General features: G+C 66.8%; 28 protein-coding genes. All 28 read left to right on the forward strand.

Features of this window, described 5'->3' with window-relative positions; genetic code table 11:
* Positions 1-31: 31 nt before the first annotated feature.
* The 28 genes from thiS (at position 32) to tatC (ending at position 20409) form a co-directional block, all read left to right on the forward strand.
* A complete protein-coding gene (thiS, locus tag ACPTTF_RS01765) occupies positions 32-229 on the forward strand; it encodes a sulfur carrier protein ThiS (protein ID WP_011350713.1) in 198 nt (65 codons plus the stop codon).
* A gap of 38 nt (positions 230-267) precedes the next feature.
* Positions 268-1083 carry a thiazole synthase gene (locus ACPTTF_RS01770; protein WP_011350714.1) on the forward strand — a complete coding sequence of 272 codons (816 nt, stop codon included), beginning with the start codon at positions 268-270 and terminating at the stop codon, positions 1081-1083.
* Entirely contained in the window at positions 1080-2204 is a 1125-nt protein-coding gene (thiE, locus tag ACPTTF_RS01775) for a thiamine phosphate synthase (protein ID WP_423370093.1), read from the forward strand. The genes ACPTTF_RS01770 and thiE overlap by 4 nt, the downstream gene beginning before the upstream one ends.
* Positions 2205-2288: 84 nt before the next feature.
* The gene (locus ACPTTF_RS01780) at positions 2289-3110 is read left to right on the forward strand and encodes an ABC transporter ATP-binding protein (protein ID WP_006477138.1); all 822 of its coding nucleotides are present in this window, start codon (positions 2289-2291) and stop codon (positions 3108-3110) included.
* The gene (gene mlaE, locus ACPTTF_RS01785; protein ID WP_006486220.1) at positions 3107-3874 is read left to right on the forward strand and encodes a lipid asymmetry maintenance ABC transporter permease subunit MlaE; all 768 of its coding nucleotides are present in this window, start codon (positions 3107-3109) and stop codon (positions 3872-3874) included. Before ACPTTF_RS01780 ends, mlaE begins: the two co-directional genes overlap by 4 nt.
* 24 nt (positions 3875-3898) lie before the next feature.
* Positions 3899-4459: an outer membrane lipid asymmetry maintenance protein MlaD gene (gene mlaD, locus ACPTTF_RS01790; RefSeq protein ID WP_166965693.1), complete on the forward strand. Its 561-nt coding sequence runs from the start codon at positions 3899-3901 to the stop codon at positions 4457-4459.
* Positions 4460-4490: 31 nt separating this feature from the next.
* Positions 4491-5447: an MlaA family lipoprotein gene (locus tag ACPTTF_RS01795; protein ID WP_166965711.1), complete on the forward strand. Its 957-nt coding sequence runs from the start codon at positions 4491-4493 to the stop codon at positions 5445-5447.
* A gap of 111 nt (positions 5448-5558) precedes the next feature.
* Positions 5559-6188 (forward strand): MlaC/ttg2D family ABC transporter substrate-binding protein, encoded by a 630-nt coding sequence (locus ACPTTF_RS01800; protein ID WP_166965691.1) that lies wholly within the window; start codon positions 5559-5561, stop codon positions 6186-6188.
* Positions 6185-6460 carry an STAS domain-containing protein gene (locus tag ACPTTF_RS01805; protein WP_085042787.1) on the forward strand — a complete coding sequence of 92 codons (276 nt, stop codon included), beginning with the start codon at positions 6185-6187 and terminating at the stop codon, positions 6458-6460. Before ACPTTF_RS01800 ends, ACPTTF_RS01805 begins: the two co-directional genes overlap by 4 nt.
* A 192-nt stretch (positions 6461-6652) precedes the next feature.
* A complete protein-coding gene (locus ACPTTF_RS01810) occupies positions 6653-7579 on the forward strand; it encodes an ABC transporter ATP-binding protein (protein ID WP_011350722.1) in 927 nt (308 codons plus the stop codon).
* Positions 7576-8415, forward strand: coding sequence for an ABC transporter permease (locus tag ACPTTF_RS01815; RefSeq protein ID WP_243771842.1), 840 nt, complete (start codon positions 7576-7578; stop codon positions 8413-8415). Before ACPTTF_RS01810 ends, ACPTTF_RS01815 begins: the two co-directional genes overlap by 4 nt.
* A 56-nt stretch (positions 8416-8471) precedes the next feature.
* Positions 8472-8711, forward strand: coding sequence for a BolA family protein (locus ACPTTF_RS01820; RefSeq protein ID WP_006477131.1), 240 nt, complete (start codon positions 8472-8474; stop codon positions 8709-8711).
* Positions 8712-8725: 14 nt separating this feature from the next.
* Positions 8726-10075 (forward strand): UDP-N-acetylglucosamine 1-carboxyvinyltransferase, encoded by a 1350-nt coding sequence (gene murA, locus ACPTTF_RS01825; protein ID WP_423370094.1) that lies wholly within the window; start codon positions 8726-8728, stop codon positions 10073-10075.
* Positions 10072-10725 carry an ATP phosphoribosyltransferase gene (gene hisG / locus ACPTTF_RS01830; protein WP_011350725.1) on the forward strand — a complete coding sequence of 218 codons (654 nt, stop codon included), beginning with the start codon at positions 10072-10074 and terminating at the stop codon, positions 10723-10725. Before murA ends, hisG begins: the two co-directional genes overlap by 4 nt.
* 24 nt (positions 10726-10749) lie before the next feature.
* Positions 10750-12066: a histidinol dehydrogenase gene (gene hisD / locus ACPTTF_RS01835; RefSeq protein ID WP_423370095.1), complete on the forward strand. Its 1317-nt coding sequence runs from the start codon at positions 10750-10752 to the stop codon at positions 12064-12066.
* Between the two features lie 145 nt (positions 12067-12211).
* Positions 12212-13285, forward strand: coding sequence for a histidinol-phosphate transaminase (hisC, locus tag ACPTTF_RS01840; protein WP_423370096.1), 1074 nt, complete (start codon positions 12212-12214; stop codon positions 13283-13285).
* Positions 13286-13350: 65 nt separating this feature from the next.
* Positions 13351-13938: an imidazoleglycerol-phosphate dehydratase HisB gene (hisB, locus tag ACPTTF_RS01845; RefSeq protein ID WP_011350728.1), complete on the forward strand. Its 588-nt coding sequence runs from the start codon at positions 13351-13353 to the stop codon at positions 13936-13938.
* 65 nt (positions 13939-14003) lie between these two features.
* On the forward strand, positions 14004-14624 hold the full coding sequence (locus ACPTTF_RS01850; RefSeq protein ID WP_059522287.1) for a YchE family NAAT transporter: 621 nt from the start codon (positions 14004-14006) through the stop codon (positions 14622-14624).
* The gene (gene hisH / locus ACPTTF_RS01855) at positions 14621-15262 is read left to right on the forward strand and encodes an imidazole glycerol phosphate synthase subunit HisH (protein ID WP_044845955.1); all 642 of its coding nucleotides are present in this window, start codon (positions 14621-14623) and stop codon (positions 15260-15262) included. Before ACPTTF_RS01850 ends, hisH begins: the two co-directional genes overlap by 4 nt.
* A gap of 163 nt (positions 15263-15425) precedes the next feature.
* Entirely contained in the window at positions 15426-16181 is a 756-nt protein-coding gene (hisA, locus tag ACPTTF_RS01860) for a 1-(5-phosphoribosyl)-5-[(5-phosphoribosylamino)methylideneamino]imidazole-4-carboxamide isomerase (protein WP_166965683.1), read from the forward strand.
* 106 nt (positions 16182-16287) lie between these two features.
* Entirely contained in the window at positions 16288-17061 is a 774-nt protein-coding gene (hisF, locus tag ACPTTF_RS01865) for an imidazole glycerol phosphate synthase subunit HisF (RefSeq protein WP_011350732.1), read from the forward strand.
* Positions 17061-17477, forward strand: a complete 417-nt coding sequence (hisI, locus tag ACPTTF_RS01870; protein ID WP_039366640.1) for a phosphoribosyl-AMP cyclohydrolase — start codon at positions 17061-17063, stop codon at positions 17475-17477. The genes hisF and hisI overlap by 1 nt, the downstream gene beginning before the upstream one ends.
* Positions 17474-17839 carry a phosphoribosyl-ATP diphosphatase gene (locus ACPTTF_RS01875; RefSeq protein ID WP_006485344.1) on the forward strand — a complete coding sequence of 122 codons (366 nt, stop codon included), beginning with the start codon at positions 17474-17476 and terminating at the stop codon, positions 17837-17839. Before hisI ends, ACPTTF_RS01875 begins: the two co-directional genes overlap by 4 nt.
* Positions 17840-17908: 69 nt before the next feature.
* Positions 17909-18301 (forward strand): DUF4870 family protein, encoded by a 393-nt coding sequence (locus ACPTTF_RS01880; protein WP_046544796.1) that lies wholly within the window; start codon positions 17909-17911, stop codon positions 18299-18301.
* A gap of 31 nt (positions 18302-18332) precedes the next feature.
* A complete protein-coding gene (locus ACPTTF_RS01885; RefSeq protein WP_021161851.1) occupies positions 18333-18698 on the forward strand; it encodes a histidine triad nucleotide-binding protein in 366 nt (121 codons plus the stop codon).
* A gap of 93 nt (positions 18699-18791) precedes the next feature.
* A complete protein-coding gene (tatA, locus tag ACPTTF_RS01890) occupies positions 18792-19022 on the forward strand; it encodes a Sec-independent protein translocase subunit TatA (protein WP_011350736.1) in 231 nt (76 codons plus the stop codon).
* Positions 19023-19048: 26 nt separating this feature from the next.
* Positions 19049-19579 carry a Sec-independent protein translocase protein TatB gene (tatB, locus tag ACPTTF_RS01895; RefSeq protein ID WP_423370097.1) on the forward strand — a complete coding sequence of 177 codons (531 nt, stop codon included), beginning with the start codon at positions 19049-19051 and terminating at the stop codon, positions 19577-19579.
* A 41-nt stretch (positions 19580-19620) separates the two neighbouring features.
* A complete protein-coding gene (tatC, locus tag ACPTTF_RS01900; RefSeq protein ID WP_423370098.1) occupies positions 19621-20409 on the forward strand; it encodes a twin-arginine translocase subunit TatC in 789 nt (262 codons plus the stop codon).
* The last annotated feature ends 164 nt before the right edge of the window (positions 20410-20573 follow it).

Consider the following 20573-nt stretch of genomic DNA (forward strand, 5'->3'; position numbering starts at 1 on the left):
GCGCACCGCCGACCGAATTCGACGAAGCCTCATGGATATCCAGATCAACCAACAGAACCTGACGTTGCCCGACGGCGCAACGGTGGCCGATGCGCTCGCCGCGTACGGCGCACGTCCGCCGTACGCGGTCGCGCTGAACGGCAACTTCGTCGCGCGCACGCAGCACGCGGCGCGCGCACTCGCGGCGGGCGACAAGCTCGACGTCGTGCACCCCGTCGCGGGCGGCTGAGCGCCGCCGGTTCGTCCCCGCTCTTTCAGGAAAACGACATGACGTCCCTCACCTCCGCCGACGCGTTGACGCTGTACGGCGAAACTTTCGCAAGCCGCGTGCTGATCGGCACGTCGCGCTATCCGTCGCTGCAGTCGCTTTCCGATTCGATCGCCGCGTCGCGCCCGGGGATGGTGACGGTCGCGCTGCGCCGCCAGATGACGGGCGGCACGGCCGAAGCCGGCTTCTTCGACCTGCTCAAGCGCCACGCGGTGCCGCTGCTGCCGAACACGGCCGGCTGCCAGACCGTTGCCGAAGCCGTGACGACCGCGCACATGGCGCGAGAGGTGTTCGGCACCGACTGGATCAAGCTCGAACTGATCGGCGACGACTACACGCTGCAGCCCGACCCGGTCGGCCTGATCGAAGCGGCCGCGCAACTGGTCAAGGACGGTTTCAAGGTGCTGCCGTACTGCACCGAGGATCTGGTGATCGGCCGGCGCCTGCTCGACGTCGGCTGCGAGGCGCTGATGCCGTGGGGCGCGCCGATCGGTACGGGCAAGGGGGTCGTGAACCCGTACGGCCTGCGCGTGCTGCGCGAGCGGCTGCCCGACGTGCCGCTGATCGTCGACGCGGGGCTCGGCGTGCCGTCACACGCGTGCCAGGTGATGGAGTGGGGCTTCGACGGCGTGTTGCTGAACACCGCCGTGTCGCAGGCCACACACCCCGAGATCATGGCTCGCGCGTTTGCGCAGGGCGTCGAGGCCGGCCGCGCCGCGTATCTCGCCGGGCCGATGGACGCGCGCGAGACCGCGCATGCGAGCACGCCGGTCGTCGGGATGCCGTTCTGGCATCAGGACGGGGGCGGCGCATGAGCGCGCGTTTCGCCGATGCATTCTGGCCGCCGGCCGACGAGCTGGCCGAAGCGGCCGAACGGATTCGCGCTCGCCTGGGCGAATGGCCGGGCGGCACGGCGCTATGGCGGCTTTGTGTCGCGGTACCCGACACACCGGCCGACGGCGACGTGCTGATCGTATCGGCCGGCGACCGCGCCGCGCAGGCGCGCGCGTCGGCCGCGTCGCGGCCGGCGGCGCCGGGCGCGGTTGCGATCGAATTCGACGAGCAGGGCGCGGTGCTGCACGCGGCGGGCGCGCGCTACGCGCTCGACGCCGCGCATCCGCTCGCGGACGACTGGATTGCCGCGCTCGCCGCGTTCCTCGATTGCGGCTTTGCACCGGTCGACGCGCTGGTGCTGGCGCTGGCCTGGCGGGACGGTGACGAAACGCGCGCCGCCGATGCGTGGCCGGTCGACGCCGCGCGGTTCCCGCGTGTCGCAGGGCTGCCGGCCGCGCCCGAACCTGCGTTCGCGCCGTGTCCCGCGCAACTCGGCCTTTATCCGGTCGTGCCGGACGCCGAATGGGTCGAGCGCGTGCTCGATTGCGGTGTGCGGACCGTGCAGCTGCGCGTCAAAGGCGCGACGCCGGACACGTTGCGGCGGGAAATCGCGCGCGCGGTTGCGGCCGGGCGCCGTCATCCCGATGCGCGCGTGTTCATCAACGATCACTGGCAGATCGCTGCAGAAGAGGGGGCGTACGGCGCGCATCTGGGCCAGGAAGACCTCGAAACGGCCGATCTGGCCGCGATCGCACGCGCGGGCCTGCGGCTCGGACTTTCGAGCCATGGTTATTACGAAATGTTGCGGGCGCTGCACGAGCGCCCGAGCTACCTCGCACTCGGCCCCGTGTACGCGACCGCGACCAAAGCCGTTGCCGCGCCGCCGCAGGGCCTTGCGCGGATTGCCCGTTATGCGCGCTTCGCGGGCGCGCGGGCGCCGCTCGTCGCGATCGGCGGGGTGGGGCTCGACGCGCTGCCGGCCGTGCTGGCGACGGGCGTCGGCAGTGTCGCGGTGGTCAGTGCGGTGACGGGTGCACCTGACTACCGGGCCGCCGTTGTTGCATTGCAGCAATGTTTTCGCGGACAATTTGACAATCATTGACCGCAGGGCCCGGAACGGCGTCACGACATCATTCCAATGCAGGCCCTATAATTCGGCGTTCTGCGTATAAGGACTGTCAGCTCCGTGAGCCCCACTCCTACCGAGACACTGCTGGAACTTCGCGACGTCGACTTTGGCTACGGCGACCGCCTCGTCCTGTCCAACCTGAACTTGCGCTTCGGGCGTGGGCAGGTTGTTGCGGTCATGGGCGGGTCGGGTTGCGGCAAGACGACCGTGCTGCGCCTGATCGGCGGCCTCGTGCGCGCGCGCCGCGGCCAGGTGCTGTTCGACGGCGCCGATGTCGGCGCGCAAACGCGCGACGGCCTGTACGCGCTGCGCCGCAAGATGGGCATGCTGTTCCAGTTCGGCGCGCTGTTCACCGACATGTCGGTGTTCGAGAACGTCGCGTTCGCGCTGCGCGAGCATACCGACCTGCCCGAAGACCTGATCCGCGACCTCGTGCTGATGAAGCTCAATGCGGTCGGGCTGCGCGGCGCACGCGACCTGATGCCGTCCGAGGTGTCGGGCGGGATGGCGCGCCGCATCGCGCTGGCGCGTGCGATCGCGCTCGATCCGCAGCTCATCATGTACGACGAGCCGTTCGCGGGCCTCGACCCGATCTCGCTCGGCATCACCGCGAACCTGATCCGCACGCTGAACCAGGCGCTGGGCGCGACGTCGATCCTCGTCACGCACGACGTGCCCGAATCGTTCGCGATCGCCGATTACGTGTATTTCCTGGCCAACGGCGGCGTGCTCGCGCAGGGTACGCCCGACGAGCTGCGTGCGTCGACCGATCCGAGCGTGCGGCAGTTCATCGACGGCGCACCGGACGGCCCGTTCAAATTTCATTACACGAGCCCGCCGCTCGCAGCGGATTTCGGGCTCGGCGGAGGGCGCGCATGATCAGCGCGATCGGACGTTACGTCATCGGCGGCCTCGAGCGCGCGGGCTACGGCACGCGGCTGTTCGTGCGCCTCGTGCTGGAATTCTTCCCGCTGCTGCGCCGGCCGCGGCTGGTCACGAAGCAGATCCACTTCCTCGGCAACTATTCGTTCGTGATCATCGCCGTGTCGGGGCTGTTCGTCGGCTTCGTGCTCGGCCTGCAGGGGTATTACACGCTGAACCGCTACGGTTCCGAGCAGGCGCTCGGCCTGCTGGTCGCGCTGTCGCTCGTGCGCGAGCTGGGGCCGGTCGTCACCGCGCTGCTGTTCGCGGGCCGCGCGGGCACGTCGCTCACGGCCGAGATCGGTCTGATGAAAGCCGGCGAGCAGCTCACCGCGCTCGAAATGATGGCGGTGGACCCGATCAAGAACGTGATCGCGCCGCGCATGTGGGCGGGCATCATCGCGATGCCGCTCCTGGCAGCAATCTTCAACGCGGTCGGCGTGCTCGGCGGTTACTTCGTCGGCGTCGTGCTGATCGGCGTCGACCCGGGTGCGTTCTGGTCGCAGATGCAGGGCGGGGTCCAGGTCTGGGCCGACGTCGGCAACGGCGTGATCAAGAGCATCGTGTTCGGGTTCGCCGTGACCTTCATTGCGCTGTATCAGGGGTATGAAGCGAAGCCCACGCCCGAAGGCGTGTCGCGCGCGACCACCAAGACGGTCGTGTTCGCGTCGCTCGCCGTACTCGGCCTCGATTTCCTGCTGACCGCGCTGATGTTCAGCTAAGCCTCAGCCAAGCCAAATTTTGGAATGACGATGAAAAAGACTGCTCTCGACTTCTGGGTCGGCCTGTTCGTGGTGGTGGGCTTCCTTGCGGTGCTGTTCCTGGCGCTGAAGGTCGGCAACATGAGCTCGCTGTCGTTTCAGCCGACCTATTCGGTGAAGATGAAATTCGACAATATCGGCGGGCTGAAGCCGCGCGCGGCCGTGAAGAGTGCGGGCGTCGTGGTTGGCCGCGTAAAGACGATCGGTTTCGACACGAATACGTACCAGGCACTTGTCACGATCGATATCGACGGCCAGTATCAATTCCCGAAGGATTCGTCGGCGAAGATCCTGACGTCGGGCCTGCTCGGCGAGCAATATATCGGCGTCGATCCGGGCGGTGACACCGAAATGCTGAAGACGGGCGATACGATCACGATGACGCAATCGGCGATCGTGCTCGAGAACCTGATCGGCCAGTTCCTGTACAGCAAGGCCGCCGATGCGGGCGGTGCGAAGCCGGCAGCCGGTGCACCGGCCGCGCCGGCACCGGTGGCGGTTCCGGCGTCGGCGGTGTCCGCCGCATCCGGTTCGGCGGCCCAATAACCAGACGAGAGAAAAGAAGAGGGTAATGACCATGCAGACGATCCGCATCAGGCACGCCGCGCTGGCGGTAGCGGCAGTCGCCGCGTTGAGCGGCTGCGCGACCGTGCAGACGCCGACCAAGGGCGATCCGCTCGAAGGCTTCAACCGGACGATGTACAAGTTCAACGACACGGTCGACACGTATGCGCTGAAGCCGGTCGCGAAGGGCTACCAGTATGTGGTGCCGCAGCCGGTGCGCGACAGCGTGACGAACTTCTTCTCGAACATCGGCGACGTCTACATCGCGGCGAACAACATCGTGCAGCTGCGGATCGCAGACGGCGTCGGCGACATCATGCGTGTCGTGATCAACACGGTGTTCGGCGTCGGCGGCCTGTTCGACGTCGCGACGATCGCGAAGCTGCCGAAGCACACGGCCGACTTCGGGATCACGATGGGCCGCTACGGCATGCCGTCGGGCCCGTATCTCGTGCTGCCGCTGCTCGGCCCGAGCACGCTGCGCGACACGGCCGGCCTGGGCGTCGACTACGTCGGCAACCCGCTCACCTACGTGAAGCCGGATGGCGTGAGCTGGGGCCTGTTCGGCGTCAACCTCGTCAACACGCGTTCGAACCTGCTCGGCGCGGGCGACGTGCTGGATGCCGCCGCACTCGACAAGTATTCGTTCGTGCGTAACGCGTACCTGCAGCGTCGCCAGATGCTGATCAGCAATGCGCGCGGCGAGGCGGCCGCGACGTCGAGCAACGACGCGCTGCCGAAGTACGACCTGCCGGATGACGGCGCGGCACCGGCGGCAGCCGGTACGGCGGGCGCGGCAGCGGTGGGCGGTGCGACGGCGCCGGCAGGCGCATCGGGCGCGGCGGTGGCCGCACCGGCTTCGGGCACGGCCGGATCGCCGAACCCGGCCAGCGAAACGACCGTGCCGCCGATGCAGGTGGCACCGCCGTCGCCGGGCGGGTTCCGCTTCCCGAGCATTCGTCTGCACTGACGGATTTACATTCGTTACAGCCGGAAACGATTCAGTGGGTAGCGTGCGCGAACTTGCGCGTAAGCTACCTGCTCCAACCTCCGCATCGACTCATTCATGCAGGTCACTATGATGAAAAAACTGTTCCTGATCCCCGTTTTCGCGGCGCTGTTCTCGTTCGGCAGCGCAGCCCACGCGCAAGTCGACCAGTCGAACCCGCAGGCGCTGATCAAGACGGCGACGCAGCAGGTGCTCGACGAAGTCAAGGCACAGACGATCAAGCAGGGTGATACCAACCGCATCATCACGATCGTCAACAAGGACATCCTGCCGTACACCGATTTCCGCCGCACCACGCAGCTCGCGATGGGCCGCAACTGGCGCGCGGCAACGGCCGAGCAGCAGCAGCAGGTTCAGGAGCAGTTCAAGCTGCTGCTGATCCGCACGTATTCGGGCGCGCTGGCGCAGCTGAAGCCGGACCAGCAGATCCAGTACCCGCCGTTCCGTGCCGATCCGGCCGATACCGATGTCGTGGTCAAGACGGTCGCGATGAACAACGGCCAGCCGGTCCAGATCGATTACCGCCTGTACAAGTCGGCAAGCGGCTGGAAGGTGTATGACCTGAACGTGCTCGGCGCATGGCTGATCCAGACGTACCAGCAGCAGTTCAACGAGAAGATCCAGCAAAGCGGCGTGGACGGCCTGATCCAGTTCCTCACGCAGCGCAACCAGCAACTTGCCGCCGGCAAGCAAGCGTCGTGAGCGGCTTCGAAGCCGGCTCCTCGCTGACCGTCGCGAGCGCGAAGTCCGCGCTCGCGGACGGTCTTGCGCGCATCGGCGCGGGCGCGACCGCCGTCGATTGCGCGGCGCTGACGCAGTTCGACTCGTCCGCGCTCGCCGTGCTGCTCGCATGGCAACGTGCCGCCAAAACGCGCGGCGCGACCCTCGACATCCTCAATCTCCCCCCGAAGCTCGCCAGCCTCGCGCGCGCCTACGGCGTCGACGCGCTCATCGAAGGCACCGGGCGACATTGACCCTGTCCGACCGGAGCCTGCCGCGCCAGCCGGCGCGCGCACGCTTCAGGCCGCGTGCCTCCGGCACCGGCTCCACCAGCCGGTTTGCCCTATAATCAAGCGTTTTGCGGGGCAGCCAATCGGCGTCCGGCCCCCATTTTCATTCGCAGCAAGCACAGAATAGGCGTCGCGGCCCTTGCGTCGCGCACAGTCATGTCAGCCATAGAAATCCGTCACGTCAAGAAGCGCTACAAATCGCTTCAGGCGCTCAAGGGCGTCAGCCTGTCGGTCGAGGAAGGCGAGTTTTTCGGTCTGCTCGGCCCCAACGGCGCAGGCAAGACCACGCTCATCAGTATCCTCGCCGGGCTCGCCCGGGCCGACGAAGGCAGTATCTCGGTGCGCGGCCACGATGTCGTCAAGGACTTCCGTGGTGCGCGCCGCGCGCTCGGCGTCGTGCCGCAGGAACTCGTGTTCGATCCGTTCTTCACCGTCCGCGAGACGCTGCGGATCCAGTCCGGCTATTTCGGGCTGCGCCGCAACGACGACTGGATCGACGAAGTGATGGCCAATCTCGACCTCACCGAGAAGGCCGACGCGAACATGCGTGCGCTGTCGGGCGGGATGAAGCGCCGCGTGCTGGTCGCGCAGGCGCTCGTGCACCGGCCGCCCGTTATCGTGCTCGACGAACCGACCGCCGGCGTCGACGTCGAATTGCGCCAGACGCTGTGGAAATTCATCTCGCGCCTGAACCGCGAAGGCCACACGATCGTGCTGACCACCCACTACCTCGAAGAAGCCGAATCGCTGTGCGACCGCATCGCGATGCTGCGCCGTGGCGAAGTGGTCGCGCTCGACCGCACCGACGCGCTGTTGCGCCGCTTCGCGGGGCTGCAGCTGTACCTGCGGCTCGCGACCGGCGCGCTGCCGTCCGAGCTGCGCGGGCTGGAGTCCGATCCGGCCGCCCGCGCGCCGGGCGAGCACCTGCTGCGCCTGACGAGCTACGACGATGTCGAGCGGATCCTCGCGCAATGCCGCGCGGCGGGCTGCACGTTCGACGAGATCGAGGTCCGCAAGGCCGACCTCGAAGATGTGTTCGTCCAGGTGATGAACGGGGCAGACGTCATCGAGGGATTGGCATGAATCAACAACCCCCACGCGAACTTCGTTCGCTGCCCCCCGAGGGGGCGCCCGGCACTCTTGGGGCGGCCCGGCGAGTGCCGGGAAGCGGTTTTCAAACACTGTTCTACAAGGAACTGCTGCGTTTCTGGAAGGTGTCGTTCCAGACGGTGTGCGCACCGATCGTCACGGCGCTGCTGTACCTGACGATCTTCGGCCACGCGCTGTCGGGCCGCGTCGAGGTCTATCCGGGCGTCGAGTACGTGAGCTTTCTCGTACCGGGCCTCGTGATGATGAGCGTGTTGCAGAACGCGTTCGCGAACAGCTCGTCGTCGCTGATCCAGTCGAAGATCACCGGCAACCTCGTGTTCATGCTGCTGCCGCCGCTGTCGTACCGCGACATCTTCGGCGCATACGTGCTCGCGTCCGTGGTGCGCGGCCTCGCGGTCGGCACGGGCGTGTTCGTCGTGACGATCTGGTTTATCCCGATGCATTTCGCGGCGCCGCTGTTCATCATTGCGTTCGCGCTGCTCGGCTCGGCGATCCTCGGCACGCTCGGCCTGATCGCCGGGATCTGGGCCGAGAAGTTCGACCAGCTCGCGGCGTTCCAGAACTTCCTGATCATGCCGCTGACGTTCCTGTCCGGCGTGTTCTATTCGACGCACTCGCTGCCGCCCGTGTGGCGCGAGATCTCGCGTCTCAATCCGTTTTTCTACATGATCGACGGCTTCCGTTTCGGGTTCTTCGGCGCGTCCGACATCAACCCGTTCGCGAGCCTCGCGATCGTCACCGGTTTCTTCGTGCTGCTCGCGCTGATCGCGATGCGGCTGCTCGCGACCGGCTACAAACTGCGTCATTGATATCGACAGGCAGCGGCCGCCATCCGGGCGGCGCGCGCCGACAGGAGCCTTACACCATGTTGCCGACTCCCGAACAGGTCAAGCAATACATCGCCGGCGGTCTCGCCTGCACGCATCTGGAAGTCGAAGGCGACGGCCAGCATTTCTTCGCGACGATCGTGTCGGCGGCCTTCGAAGGCAAGCGCCCGATCCAGCGGCACCAGCTCGTCTACGCGGCGCTCGGCGATCGCATGAAGCAAGAAATTCACGCGCTCAGCATGAAGACGCTGACGCCCGCCGAATGGCAGAACGCATAACCGGAACTCACTGAGTGCAAGTCACCGTCAACGAGCGCGACGCCGTCCAGAGCGTCGCCACGGCACACCCGGCCGCCAACGGGGAATCGCATGGCCATGGGATGGACAAGCTCGTGATCGAAGGCGGCCATCGCCTGTCGGGCGAGATCGTCGTGTCGGGTGCGAAGAATGCCGCGCTGCCGATCCTGTGCGCGGGGCTGCTCACCGCCGATCCGGTCGATCTCGACAACGTGCCGAATCTCAAGGACGTGCGCACCACGCTGAAGGTGCTGAACCAGATGGGCGTGAAGAGCGAGACCGACGGCTGCCGCGTGCAGCTCGACGCGTCGCGCGTCGACAACCTCGTGGCGCCGTACGAACTCGTGAAGACGATGCGCGCATCGATCCTCGTGCTCGGGCCGCTGCTCGCGCGTTTCGGCGAGGCGAAGGTGTCGTTGCCGGGCGGCTGCGCGATCGGCGCGCGTCCGGTCGACCAGCACATCAAGGGCCTGCAGGCGATGGGTGCCGAGATCAGCATCGAGCACGGCTTCATCGAAGCCCGCGCGAAGCGCCTGAAGGGCGCGCGCATCGTGACCGACATGATCACGGTGACGGGCACGGAGAACCTGCTGATGGCCGCAACGCTCGCCGACGGCGAGACGGTGATCGAAAACGCCGCGCGCGAGCCGGAAGTGAGCGATCTCGCACACTTGCTGGTCGCGATGGGCGCGAAAATCGACGGCATCGGCACCGATCGCCTCGTGATCCAGGGCGTCGAGCGGCTGCACGGCGCGCGTCATTCGGTGATCCCCGACCGTATCGAGGCCGGCACGTTCCTGTGCGCGGTCGCGGCGGCAGGCGGCGACGTGAGGCTGACGGGCGTGCGCCCGTACATCCTCGACGCGGTGATCGACAAGCTGCGCGAAGCCGGCGTGTCGATCGAGGAAGGCGACAGCTGGCTGCGCGTGAAGATGGACCGCCGGCCGTCGGCGGTCACGATCCGCACGTCGGAATACCCGGCGTTCCCGACCGACATGCAGGCGCAGTTCATGGCCCTCAATACGGTCGCGACGGGCACCGCGCAAGTCGTCGAAACCATTTTCGAGAACCGTTTCATGCACGTGCAGGAGCTGAACCGGCTCGGCGCGAACATCACGATCGACGGCAACACCGCGCTCGTGACGGGCGTCGAGAAGCTGTCGGGCGCGAACGTGATGGCGACCGACCTGCGTGCGTCGGCGAGCCTCGTGATCGCCGGGTTGCGTGCCGATGGCGAAACGCTCGTCGACCGCATCTATCACCTGGACCGCGGCTACGACCGCATGGAAGCCAAACTGACCGCCGTCGGCGCGAACGTGCGCCGCCTTTCCGGGAGCCAAGCATGACCGCGCCGCTGACCCTCGCCCTGTCGAAGGGCCGGATTTTCGAGGAAACCCTGCCGCTGCTGGCCGCGGCCGGCGTGCAGGTGACCGAGGATCCGGAAACGTCGCGCAAGCTGATCCTGCCGACGACGAACCCTGACCTGCGCGTGATCATCGTGCGCGCGAGCGACGTGCCGACCTATGTCGAATACGGCGCGGCCGACTTCGGCGTGGCCGGCAAGGACGTGCTGGTCGAGCACGGCGGCTCGGGCCTGTACCAGCCGATCGATCTGAACATTGCACGCTGCCGGATGTCGGTGGCCGTGTCGGCCGGCTTCGACTACGCGAGCGCCGTGCGCCAGGGCGCGCGGTTGCGCGTCGCGACGAAGTACGTCGAAACGGCGCGCGAACACTTTGCCGCGAAAGGCGTGCACGTCGACCTGATCAAGCTGTACGGCTCGATGGAACTCGCGCCGCTGGTCGGGCTGGCCGACGCGATCGTCGACCTCGTCAGCTCGGGCGGCACGCTGAAGGCGAACAATCTGGTCGAGGTCGAGGAGATCATGGCGATCTCGTCGCGCCTCGTCGTGAACCAGGCTGCGCTGAAGTTGAAGCGCACGGCACTCAAGCCGATCCTCGACGCGTTCGAACGCGCGTCGCAGAATGGCGGTTGAGCGCATCACCGTAACGGAACTCCCATGGCCATCACCATCCGCAAGCTCGATTCGACGAGCGAAGGCTTCGGCGCCGCGCTGCGCACGCTGCTCGCATTCGAGGCGAGCGAAGACGCGGCGATCGAGCAATCGGTCACGCAGATCCTCGCCGACGTGAAGTCGCGCGGCGACGCCGCGGTGCTCGAGTACACGAACCGCTTCGACCGGCTGAGCGCGAACAGCGTCGCCGCGCTGGAGCTGCCGCAGGACGCGCTGCAGACGGCGCTCGACGGCCTCGCGCCGAAGGCGCGCGCGGCGCTGGAAGCGGCGGCTGCGCGGGTGCGCGCGTACCACGAGAAGCAGAAGATCGAGTGCGGGACGCATAGCTGGCAATACACGGAAAGCGACGGCACGGTGCTCGGCCAGAAGGTCACGCCGCTCGATCGCGTCGGCCTGTACGTGCCGGGCGGCAAGGCCGCGTACCCGTCGTCGGTGCTGATGAACGCGATTCCCGCGCGCGTCGCGGGCGTCGGCGAGATCGTGATGGTCGTGCCGACGCCGGACGGCGTGAAGAACGACCTAGTGCTCGCCGCGGCGCTGCTCGGCGGCGTCGATCGCGTGTTCACGATCGGCGGCGCGCAGGCAGTCGGCGCGCTCGCGTACGGCACGGCGACGGTGCCGGCCGTCGACAAGATCTGCGGCCCCGGCAATGCGTATGTCGCGTCGGCGAAGCGCCGCGTGTTCGGCACGGTCGGCATCGACATGATCGCCGGGCCGTCGGAAATCCTCGTGCTGTGCGACGGCACGACCGATCCGAACTGGGTTGCGATGGATCTCTTCTCGCAGGCCGAGCACGACGAGCTCGCGCAGTCGATCCTGCTGTGCCCGGACGGTGCGTTCCTCGAGCGCGTCGAGAAGGCGATCAACGAGCTGCTGCCGTCGATGCCGCGCCAGGATGTGATCCGTGCGTCGCTCGAGGGCCGCGGCGCGCTGATCAAGGTGCGCGACATGGCCGAGGCATGCCGGATCGCGAATGACATCGCGCCCGAGCATCTCGAAATCTCGGCGCTGGAGCCGCAGCAATGGGGCAAGCAGATCCGCCACGCGGGCGCGATCTTCCTTGGCCGCTACACGAGCGAGAGCCTCGGCGACTACTGCGCGGGCCCGAACCACGTGCTGCCGACGTCGCGCACCGCGCGTTTCTCGTCGCCGCTCGGCGTGTACGACTTCATCAAGCGCTCGAGCCTGATCGAGGTCAGCGCCGAAGGCGCGCAGACACTCGGCGAAATCGCATCCGAACTCGCGTACGGCGAGGGGCTGCAGGCGCACGCGAAGAGCGCCGAGTTCCGGATGAAGAGCTGAGCGCACGCAGCACGGGGCCGGGGCAGGCGCTGATGGGCCGCCCGGCCTGCACCCCGAAGGCCGGGGCCGGAGACACCTGTGCAGGGCGGCGGCCGCCGCCTTGCCGATCATTTGACGCCGGCGCGACGCACGCCGGCTTGAGACCATGACGACGCCACAAGACATCATCCGCCGCGACGTGCTCGCGATGACGAGCTACCCGGTGCCGGACGCGAGCGGATTCGTGAAGCTCGACGCGATGGAGAACCCGTACCCGCTGCCCGAACCGCTCGCCGCGGCGCTCGGCGAGCGTCTCGCGCAGGTCGCGCTGAACCGCTACCCGGCGCCGCGCCCCGCCGCGCTGATCGACAAGCTGCGCCACGCGATGGGCGTGCCGGCCGCCTGCGACGTGCTGCTCGGCAACGGCTCGGACGAAATCATCAGCATGATGTCGGTCGCCTGCGCGAAGCCGGGCGCGAAGGTGCTCGCGCCGGTGCCGGGCTTCGTGATGTACGAACTGTCCGCGAAGCTCGCGCAGCTCGAATTCGTCGGCGTGCCGCTGAAGGCCGACCTGACGCTCGACGTCGACGCGATGCTCGCGGCAATTGCCGAGCATCGTCCGGCGCTCGTCTATCTCGCTTACCCGAACAACCCGACCGGCACGCTGTACGACGATGCCGACATCGAACGGATCGTCGCGGCCGCGCGGCACAGCCTGATCGTGATCGACGAGGCGTACCAGCCGTTCGCCGTTCGCTCGTGGCTGCCGCGCGCCGCCGAGTTCGACAACGTCGTCGTGATGCGCACGGTGTCGAAGCTCGGCCTCGCGGGCATCCGCCTCGGTTATCTCGTCGGTTCGCCCGCGTGGCTGACCGAATTCGACAAGGTGCGCCCGCCGTACAACATCAACGTGCTGACCCAGGCGACCGCCGATTTCCTGCTCGACCACCTCGGCGTGCTCGACGCGCAGGCGGCCGACCTGCGTGCGGAACGAACGCGCCTCGCGCAGGCCGTGGCCGCGTTGCCGGGCGCGACGGTGTTCCCGAGTGCCGGCAATTTCCTGCTGGTGCGCGTGCCGGACGCGGCCGCCGTGTTCGACGCGCTGCTCACCGAGCGGGTTTTGGTCAAAAACGTGAGTAAAATGCATCCGTTGCTGGCTGAATGCGTGCGGCTGACCGTCGGCTCTCCCGACGAAAACGCACGCCTGCTGGCCGCTTTGAAACTCGCGCTGCCCGGGTGAGCCTGCGGGCGCCGCAGCGCGAAACGATCAATCCCCATTTACATCGACTCAGTCAAGGAATTGCCATGCGTGTGGCGGAAGTCGTTCGCAATACCAGCGAAACGCAGATCCGTGTGAAGCTCAATCTCGACGGCACGGGCCAGCAGAAGCTGGCTACCGGCGTGCCGTTCCTCGACCATATGCTCGACCAGATCGCTCGACACGGTCTGGTCGATCTCGAGGTTGAAGCGCATGGCGATACGCATATCGACGACCACCACACGGTCGAGGATGTCGGCATCACGCTCGGGCAGGCCGTCGCGAAGGCGATCGGCGACCGCAAGGGCATCCGCCGCTATGGCCATTCGTACGTGCCGCTCGACGAGGCGCTGTCGCGCGTCGTGATCGACTTCTCGGGCCGGCCGGGCCTCGAATTCCACGTGCCGTTCACGCGTGCGCGTATCGGCACGTTCGACGTCGACCTGTCGATCGAGTTCTTCCGCGGTTTCGTGAACCACGCGGGCGTCACGTTGCACATCGACAACCTGCGCGGGATCAACGCGCACCATCAGCTCGAGACCGTGTTCAAGGCCTTCGGCCGTGCGCTGCGCGCGGCGGTGGAGCTGGACGAGCGTGCGGCGGGGCAGATCCCGTCGACGAAGGGCAGCCTCTAACCCGAACTGACCGGACGGAGCGTCAAGGACAACCTCACGGCTTCGGCGCGCAGCGCCGGCTTGCGATGGATCTGCTCAAATCGTTCATTTCGCTGCTGGCGCTGATCAACCCGATCGGCGCGGTGCCGTTCTTCCTGAGCCTGACGGCGCAGCAGACGGACATCGAGCGGCGGCGTACGATCCGGATCGCGTCGGTGTCGGTGTTCTGCGTGATGACGGTGACGGCGCTGCTCGGGCAGCAGATCATCGACTTCTTCGGCATTTCGGTCGGGTCGCTCGAGGTGGGCGGCGGGATCATCATGCTGCTGATGGCGATCAACATGCTGAACGCGCAGATCGGCAACACGCGATCGACGCCGGAGGAGCGCCACGAGGCCGAGCTGAAGGACAACATCGCGGTCGTGCCGCTGGCGATTCCGCTGCTCACGGGCCCCGGCTCGATCAGCACGGTGATCATCTATGCGGCGAACTCGCATCACTGGTATGAGCGGGCCGGGCTGGTCGCGATCGGCGCGGTCCTGGCTTTTCTGTGTTTCGTCGCGATGCGGCTCGCCGAGCCGATCGCGAACTGGATCGGCCGCACGGGCATCAACATCGCCACGCGGCTGATGGGTCTGATGCTGTCGGCGCTGGCGGTGGAATTCATCGTCAATGGACTGAGGGCGCTACTGCCTGCACTGAGATGAAAACTTCGATTGCGATTGTGGATTATGGGATGGGCAACCTGCGCTCGGTCGCGCAGGCGCTCAAGAAGGCCGAACCGGCCGCCGACGTGGCGATCGTCGACACGCCGGCCGCGATCCGTGCGGCCGACCGTGTCGTGCTGCCCGGCCAGGGCGCGATGCCCGACTGCATGCGCTGCCTGGGCGAATCGGGCCTGCAGGAGGCCGTGATCGAGGCGTCGCGCACGAAGCCGCTGCTCGGCGTGTGCGTCGGCGAGCAGATGCTGTTCGACTGGAGCGCGGAAGGCGACACGAAGGGCCTCGGCCTGTTGCCCGGCAAGGTCGTGCGTTTCGAGCTCGACGGCCGCCTGCAGGACGACGGCTCGCGCTTCAAGGTGCCGCAGATGGGCTGGAACCGCGTGCGCCAGTCGCAGCCGCACCCGCTGTGGGATGGCGTGCCCGACGACGCGTATTTCTACTTCGTGCACAGCTATTACGTGAGCCCGGACAACCCGGCGCATACGGTTGGCGAAACGGCCTACGGCGCGCCGTTTACGTCCGCGGTCGCGCGGGACAACCTCTTCGCGACCCAATTCCACCCCGAGAAAAGCGCGGAGGTCGGGTTGCGTCTGTATCGCAACTTCGTACACTGGAAACCGTGAACGTCGCGTGCGTGCCACAGTCGGCGGGCCGGAAAGGCCTGTCGCACGGGGCTTGCCCGCCAAGACGCCGAAAGAGTTGTACTAAACTAGCGAGACGGCGCGGCACCGGTTTGGCCGGTGCGCGCCGGATTCTTTTCTTTTTCCACGACGACACCCGATTGCTATGTTGCTGATTCCGGCCATCGATCTAAAAGACGGTCAGTGTGTACGCCTCAAACAGGGCGATATGGACCAGGCTACGATTTTCTCCGAGGACCCGGCGGCGATGGCCCGCAAGTGGGTCGATCTCGGCGCCCGGCGGCTCCATCTGGTCGACCTGAACGGCGCCTTCGCCGGCAAGCCGAGGAATCTCGAGGCGATCGAGGCGATCCTCGACGAAGTCGGCGATGAAATCCCCGTGCAGCTCGGCGGCGGCATCCGCAGCCTCGAGACGATCGAGAAGTATCTCGATGCGGGCCTGTCCTACGTGATCATCGGCACCGCGGCCGTGAAGGATCCGGGCTTCCTGCAGGACGCGTGCACCGCGTTCGCCGGCAGCATCATCGTCGGGCTGGACGCGAAGGACGGCAAGGTCGCGACCGACGGCTGGAGCAAGCTGACGGGCCACGAAGTGATCGATCTCGCGAAGAAGTTCGAGGACTACGGCGTCGAATCGATCGTCTACACGGACATCGGCCGCGACGGGATGCTGCAGGGCATCAACATCGAGGCGACCGTGAAGCTTGCGCAGGCGGTCGGCATCCCGGTGATTGCCAGCGGCGGCCTGTCGAACCTCACGGACATCGAGAGCCTGTGCGAAGTGGAAGAGCAAGGCGTCGAAGGCGTGATCTGCGGCCGTGCGATCTACTCCGGCGATCTCGACTTCGCGGCCGCGCAAAAGCGCGCGGACGAACTGAACGGCGAACTCGACAACGCCTGATCGCGGTTGTCCCCTTCGCCGGGGCTGCCTGCGGGCGGCCCCGACCGGAAGCCTCGCGCGAGGCTTCCGCAACCGGCCGTCCCATCGCGGCCTCTGGCGCACCATCATGGCTCTAGCTAAACGCATCATCCCCTGCCTGGACGTGACCGCCGGGCGTGTCGTCAAGGGCGTCAACTTCGTCGAGCTGCGCGACGCGGGCGACCCCGTCGAAATCGCTCGCCGCTACGACGACCAGGGTGCCGACGAACTGACGTTCCTCGACATCACCGCGACGTCCGACCAGCGCGACCTGATCCTGCCGATCATCGAAGCGGTCGCGTCGCAGGTCTTCATTCCGCTGACCGTCGGCGGCGGCGTGCGCGCCGTCGAGGACGTGCGGCGCCTGCTGAACGCAGGCGCGGACAAGGTCAGCATGAATTCGTCGGCGGTCGCGAACCCGCAGCTCGTGCGCGACGCGGCCGACAAGTACGGCTCGCAGTGCATCGTCGTCGCGATCGATGCGAAGCGCGTGTCGGCCGACGGCGAGACGCCGCGCTGGGAAGTCTTCACGCACGGCGGCCGCAAGAACACGGGCCTCGACGCGATCGAATGGGCGCGCAAGATGGCCGAGCTCGGCGCGGGCGAGATCCTGCTCACGAGCATGGACCGCGACGGCACCAAGTCGGGTTTCGACCTCGCGCTCACGCGCGGGGTATCGGACGCGGTGCCGGTGCCGGTGATCGCGTCGGGCGGTGTCGGCTCGCTGCAGCATCTGGCTGACGGCATCAAGGACGGCCGCGCCGATGCGGTGCTGGCCGCGAGCATCTTCCACTACGGCGAGCACACGGTCGGCGAGGCGAAGCGCTTCATGGCCGACCAGGGCATCCCGGTGAGGCTGTGATGAATACGGAAACGAATGCATTGCCCGCGTGGCTCGACAAGGTCCGCTGGGACGACAACGGCCTCGTGCCGGTGATCGCGCAGGAAGCGTCGACGAACGACGTGCTGATGTTCGCGTGGATGAACCGCGAGGCGCTGGCGAAGACGATCGAGACGCAGCGCGCGGTCTATTATTCGCGCTCGCGCAAGCGCCTGTGGTTCAAGGGCGAGGAGTCGGGCCACGTGCAGCACGTGCACGAGGTGCGGCTCGATTGCGACGAGGACGTCGTGCTGCTGAAGGTCGAGCAGGTGTCGGGCATCGCATGCCACACCGGCCGGCATTCGTGCTTCTTCCAGAAATTCGAAGGCACCGTCGACAGCGGCGACTGGGTCGCGGTCGAGCCGGTGCTGAAAGATCCCGAACACATCTACAAATGACGCAATCGACCGAAGACACGCTGCTGCGCCTCGCGGCCGTGATCGATAGCCGCAAGGGCGGCGACCCCGATCAATCATACGTATCGCGCCTGTTCCACAAGGGCGACGACGCGGTGCTGAAGAAGATCGGCGAAGAGGCGACGGAAGTCGTGCTGGCCGCGAAGGACGTGCGCCAGGGCGGCGCGCCGACCGCGCTCGTCGGCGAAGTGGCCGACCTGTGGTTCCACTGCCTCGTGATGCTGTCGCATTTCGACCTGAGCCCGGCCGACGTGATCGCCGAGCTCGAACGCCGCGAAGGGCTGTCGGGTATCGAGGAGAAGGCCCTGCGCAAGCGCCGCGAGCGCGAGGAAAACGGCGGTTGACGGACCCTTGTCGCGGGATGGCCACAGTGCGGTAAGCTGTAAGAATTGTCATCTAACGGGGGTAGCATCATGACCGATACGCCAAGCCAGTTTCCGCCGCCGTCGGTGCCGGGGGCCGCGGACGCCGAACGCCTGAACGGGCTGCGCACGTTGACTCACGTGCTCTACGGCCTCTACGCGTTTCATTGGCTCACGGGCGGCGTCACGGGCATCATCGCGATCATCATCAACTACGTGAAGCGCGACGACGTGGCCGGCACGCCGTATGCCGCCCACTTCGAGTGGCAGATCCGCACGTTCTGGCGCGCGCTGATCGCGTACGTGATCGGGTTCGCGCTGATGTTCGTGGTGGTCGGATTCGCAGTGATGTTTGTCACATGGATCTGGACGCTGTACCGTATCATCAAGGGTTGGCTGTACCTGAACGACAACAAGCCGCTCGATCCGCAGGCCTGGTTCTGACCGGCCGCGCGCGGGCGTCTGCAGGAGCAACATGAGTCACGATCCGAATTGCCTGTTCTGCAAGATCGCGGCAGGCGAGATCCCGAGCACGAAGGTGCACGAGGACGACGAATTCGTCGCGTTCCGCGACATCCGCCCGGCGGCCGAGACGCACGTGCTCGTGATTCCGCGCCAGCATCTGCCGACGCTGTCGGCGGCGAGCGAGGCCGATGCGCCGATGCTCGGCCGGCTGATGCTGCTCGTCTCGCGTCTCGCCGGCCAGCTCGGCGTCGCGTACACGGGTGGCGAAACCGGTTTCCGTACGGTGATCAACACGGGCCCGGGCGGCGGGCAGGAGGTTTACCACCTGCACGCGCATATCCTGGCCGGCCCGCGCCCCTGGCAGCGGATGGGTTGACGGCGCGGGGCGTTTCCCCGCATCGATAGTCGAAGCCGGCGCGTTGCCGGCGATTTGCGCCGCGTAGCGGCGTGGTTGAGGAGAGGTTTCATCATGGGTGGATTGAGCATTTGGCACTGGCTGATCGTGCTGCTGATCGTCGCGCTGGTTTTCGGTACGAAGAAGCTGCGCAACATCGGCAACGACCTCGGCAGCGCCGTCAAGGGTTTCAAGGACGGCATGAAGGAAGGCGAAGCACCGGCTGACGCGCAGCAACTGCCGCGCTCGGGCTCGGTCGACGTCAACGCGAAGGAAACGACGCGTTCCGACTCGAACAAGGCGTAACGCCGGTACGCTGACAGGCATTCGCGATGCTGGATCTTGGTCTTTCGAAGATGGCGCTGATCGGCGTCGTCGCGCTCGTGGTGCTCGGCCCCGAGCGCCTGCCGCGCGTCGCGCGTACGGCAGGCGCGCTGTTCGGCCGTGCGCAGCGGTACATCAACGACGTGAAGGCCGAGGTCTCGCGCGAAATCGAACTCGACGCGCTGCGGACGATGAAGACCGATTTCGAGGCGGCCGCGCGCAATGTCGAGACGACGATTCACGACAACCTGCGCGAGCACGAAAAGGACCTGAACGACACGTGGCATTCCGCGGTCGGTGGTCTTAACGAGGCGGCGGGCGACGCCGGTTCTTACGGTTCCGGCACACCCACGGCGCCGTCGTGGCGCGGCAGTACGGCCGCGCTCGCGCCGAAGCGCCGCAACTGGCGCGTCAAGCAGGCGGCTGCGCCTGCCTGGTACAAGCGCGCGACCACTCGCCGCACGCACGTGCAGTCGGGCGCCGCGCGTGTCGCGCGCCACCAGCCGGCCAGCTTGCGCCGGCCGACGCGCTTCTTCTGAGCCGAGCGCATGCTCGCTCGTCAATCCTACCGAGGGCCGGCGTGAGCGACCCCCAGCAGAACCCGGGCGACGCCCCGGAAGAAACCTTCATTTCCCATCTCGTCGAGCTTCGCGACCGCATCATTCGCGCGGGCGCGGCCGTGATCGTCGTGTTCCTCGGGCTCGTCTACTGGGCACCCGACATCTTCCGGCTGCTCGCGCGGCCGCTGATGCAGAACCTGCCGAAGGACGGCAAGATGATCGTCACCGACGTCACCGGCTCGTTCTTCGTACCGATGAAGGTCACGATGCTCGTCGCACTCGTGATCGCGCTGCCGATCGTGCTGTACCAGATCTGGGCGTTCGTCGCGCCGGGGCTGTACCAGCACGAGAAAAAGCTCGTCGTGCCGCTCGTCGGCAGCAGCTACGTCCTGTTCCTGTGCGGGATGGCGTTCGCGTACTTCCTCGTGTTCCCGACGATCTTCCGCGTGATGGCGCACTACAACGCGCCGCTCGGGGCGGAAATGACCACCGACATCGACAACTACCTGAGCTTCGTGCTCGGGATGTTCATCGCGTTCGGGGTCACGTTCGAGGTGCCGATCGTCGTCGTGCTGCTCGTCCGGATGGGCGTGCTGTCGCTGAAGAAGCTGAAGGAGATGCGCCCGTACGTGATCGTCGGCGCGTTCGTCATCGCGGCGGTCGTCACGCCGCCGGACGTGTTCTCGCAACTGATGCTCGCGTTGCCGCTGGTCGTGCTGTTCGAGATCGGGCTGCTGGCTGCGCGGTTCTTCGTGCCGAAGAAGCCGGCCGAGGAAGGCGAGGCGGAGAACGGCGAAGCCGCCAGTTGATGATGGGGCGCCGAGCGGTGCGCGGCGGCCGGGCTTCCGGCCAGACCTGAGCGCCCGGCAGCGTGGTCGGTCGGAAAGCGTGTGGAGAAGAGGGCACCGTTCCGGCAACGAGGGTCTTTCGATACAAAGCAAAAGGGCAGCCAAGCGGCTGCCCTTTTTCGTTC

The sequence above is a fragment of the Burkholderia crassaminum genome, from assembly GCF_964265005.1.
In the GTDB taxonomy this organism is placed as follows: Bacteria; Pseudomonadota; Gammaproteobacteria; order Burkholderiales; family Burkholderiaceae; genus Burkholderia.